Genomic DNA, 1,110 nt, shown 5'->3' with positions numbered 1-1,110 from the left:
CATCGTAGCGGAAAACATTGTCTCCCTGACGCACTACCCGCCCGGCTTGCTAAAAGATATGGCTGTCCTGTATTTTTATTGAAAAACTTTAATAAAATCTAATTTTTAAACATCAGAAAGGACTCATTGAGTCCTTTCGGCAAAAAAGATTTCAATACACCACTAGCTTTCCATTGGGCCACTCCCCCAACCAACCGCAAGGAATATGACCACACTCGTAGATGGATAATAACTTATAGAAAAACAATGGTTTTTTTAATTTCTCTTTATAAAAGTCTTCTATTAAATAGTGGGTAACATCCCATTCAACGCACTGAACTAAAAGTGTATTATCAATATCATTTAGGTGAGGGATTTTACCTTTTAAATCATTTTCAAAAAATAACTTAGCTTCTTTAGCCACATCATTCCAATGCTGATATGCATCGGTAAATTTGTCTGCTAAGTAAGCTGACATTTCATTAGATTCTTCCAAAGTGACATTTTCCCACTCAGGAGCAGCTAGAAACTCCCCGGTTTCATTTAAAGAATTTGCTAATATCATGTCGGTAAAATCAACCTTTTCACCAATACTTGAAAACCATTTAATTTCCAATAGCTTATCTTTTGTTAATTTAGATATTTTCATAATTTCACCTAATTAATTCGTCCAGGAATCCGAGGAACTAACTGCCCACCAAGTAAGCCATACTGAATCCTATTCTGAATACTGTATTTTACAGCCTGATTTACTTGATTAGCAGGCAAGCCTGCTGACTCTAATGAATGCTTTAATGCTTGAGTATATTGAAGGTTTGTAGGACGTTGCTCACTGAGTTCCCCTCCACGTCTATATTTATCCCAAAATTGCTCAAGAGATTTATGTGCTTAATAGTGAGGTGTACAAATGCATTACCTTCCAATTTGATTGCAGCACCACTATTGGTAGGAATCACATCACGAAACACTGCATCTTGGTTTAAGTGATGCGATTGTCCCGGGCGCGAATCATTTTTCAGCTTACCATGTGGTCCCAAAATTGCGTCATCAGCTTCTTCAGCATTAGGACAGCCACTCAACCCTAGCGGATCCACCCATTCGAGCGGGTTGTGCACATAGGCCTGTGGCCGC

2 protein-coding genes are annotated in these 1,110 nt (G+C 38.6%); both read right to left on the bottom strand.

From position 1 onward, the window contains the following. Positions 1-151: 151 nt before the first annotated feature. Positions 152-628 (bottom strand): hypothetical protein, encoded by a 477-nt coding sequence (locus tag CX651_RS19755; RefSeq protein ID WP_101057803.1) that lies wholly within the window; start codon positions 626-628, stop codon positions 152-154. 142 nt (positions 629-770) lie between these two features. Further along, positions 771-1,110: hypothetical protein (locus CX651_RS20215; RefSeq protein WP_232788342.1), on the bottom strand; the 340-nt coding region annotated here is incomplete at its 5' end.

Origin of the sequence: Shewanella chilikensis (genome assembly GCF_002836945.1) — a bacterium.
GTDB lineage: Bacteria > Pseudomonadota > Gammaproteobacteria > Enterobacterales > Shewanellaceae > Shewanella > Shewanella chilikensis.
The sequence above is the reverse complement of the archived record's forward strand: the minus strand, read 5'-3'. Positions and strand labels throughout refer to the sequence as shown.